Consider the following 2,297-nt stretch of genomic DNA (forward strand, 5'->3'; position numbering starts at 1 on the left):
GAATGGCTGACACGAATCAGCCGGTCGAGGGCGTCGTAGCCGTAGGTGCGCTGGCCGTGGCGGCTGTCGGCGATGTGCTCGAGATTGCCGTTGGCGCTGTAGGCATAATCGCGGCGGTACAGCGAGGCGTGGCGATGGCCTACAGCGTGGGCGAGCAAGCGGCCCTGATCGTCGTAGGCATATTCACTGAGCAGCAGACCCTGCTGGCGTTGCTGCTCGCGACCGGACTGGTAGATGTGGCGCGTGAGCGGCGTGCCGTTGAGGTCGATGGCGCTCAGCGCACCGCCCTTGGCGTAGTGATAGTCGAGTTTGCTGTTGTCCGGCAGGCGCAGGCGTTTGAGCTGACCACAAGCGTCGTAGGCGTAGCGCAAGGTGCCACAGCCTTGGTGCTCAGTGATCAAGCGATCCTGACGGTCATACTCAAAGGCCAGCGGATGATTCTGGCCGTCATCGACGCCGATCAGCCGGCCGAGGCGATCGTAGTCGTAGCGGACTTTGATCCCGTCGGGCAGGGTTTTGACGAGCAAACGCCCGGCGCTGTCGCGCTCGTAGCGGGTAACCAGGCTGGGGCCGAAATCACCAAACTCGGTCTTTTCCAGCAGATGGCCATTCAGGTCATAAACATACGCGGTGCGCCGCCCGTCAAACCCGGTTTCCTGTCGGATCAATCCGGTTGGCGTGTAATCCAGGCGGTATTTTTCGCCCGATTCGTTTTCGATCTCGGTCAGCAATAACCGCGCATGGTCATAGCGATACTGCACGCGGGTGCCGTCGGGATTGATTCGCCGCGAGACCAGGTGCAGGTCGTCGTCATATTCATAGCGGGTGATGCGCCCCAGTTCATCGCGCTCGGCGGTGATCTGGCCGTAGGCGCCGTAGCTGTAGGCGCGGGTGCTTCCCGTAGGAGAATTCGCCAGGATCAGACGGCCGGCCGCGTCCCACTGCTGATGGCTGACAACACCAAATTCGTCCTGGGTGGTAGTCCGCCGCCCCAGCGCATCGTAGGAAAAGCGCCGCACGCCACCGTCCGGCAGGGTTTCTTCGATGAGCTGGCCCAGCTCGTTCCACATCCAGCGATGGCGGCTGCTGTCCGGGTAACGCAGCGACAGCAACTGGCCGCGCAGGTTGTAGTAGTAATGCGTGACCTGGCCGTCGGGATCGACCGCTTCGGTGACGGCACCTTCGGCATTGCGCCGATAGAGCCACACCGCATTGCCTCGGCGACGCTTGTAAAGAAAACCGTTGCGGTACTCGTAGGACGTTGGCGCATCGTCTGGCGGAATCAGCGCGATCAGCCGTCCGACCTCGTCGTAGCGGTATTCAGTGACCGCGCCCAAGGGATCCTGCTCGGCGATCAAGCGGCCCTGCGCGTCATAGGCCTTGAGCTGCTCGCCGCCATCGGCCGCGACCTGACGCACCAGCCGCGCGCGTTCGTCATGGACGTAGACTTCTTCGGTGCCGTCGACGTAATGCACGGTCACGCTGGCGTCGTCATCGTTCCAGACGTAACGGGTATTCATCTGCGAGAACGAGGCCCAATGCCGCACGCAGCGCGCCGCCTTGCCCTCGCGCTGCCACTCCCAGAAGAAGCTCGCGCCGCCGGTCAGCTGGCGCTGGAGGATGACGTGGTGGTCGTCGTAGTCGTAGCGCTCGCTGTCGCCCACCGCATTGCTCGCGACCAGCAGGCGTTGGCGGGCATCGAAGCGGTAAGTGGCGAGGTTTTGCTCGGTGGCCCACTCGCCCCGGACGAAGACCTGGTAATCGACCGCCACCAGTTGCGCACGGTCATAACGCAACAGCAGCGCGCGCCCGGCGCCGTTGTCCAGACGCTGAATGCGGTCGGAGCGATCGCGTTGCAGTGTCAGACGATTGCCGTAGACGTCGCTGATCGCCGTCAGCCGGCCGGCGCGAAAGTGATAGAACCGCGCATTTTCACCGGCCAGCGCGAGAATCAGTTCTTCCGGCTCATCGCCGAGAAAAATCGCCGCCCGCGACAGGCTGTTGTGGATCGCCGGACGCGCGACATCGGGCAGGGGAAAGCGCGTGCGGCGGTTCTCGTGGTCGATCCAGATCACGCCATCGCCGTCGAAGGCGAGCCGATGCGCCAACGTATGGCTCCAGCCGAAACCCAGGCCGATGTCGATTTCGACGGCACTGCTGCGATACAAGCGGGTGAACTCAAAGGGCAACACGCCGTCGAGCACCGCATCGGTGAGCGTCAGCAGTTCTTCGCCGGTGACCATCGACACCGGACAGCCGTTTTTGCAAGTTTTGGGTACGCAGTCGGCGGGGTCGCC

Annotated in this window: 1 protein-coding gene; it reads right to left on the reverse strand. The window is 63.3% G+C overall.

Features of this window, described 5'->3' with window-relative positions; translation table 11 throughout:
* Positions 1-2,297: DUF6531 domain-containing protein (locus ACIGDJ_RS28220; protein ID WP_397480299.1), on the reverse strand; the 2,297-nt coding region annotated here is incomplete at both ends.

The organism is Pseudomonas sp. NPDC079367, assembly GCF_044542195.1.
Classification (GTDB): Bacteria; Pseudomonadota; Gammaproteobacteria; order Pseudomonadales; family Pseudomonadaceae; genus Aquipseudomonas.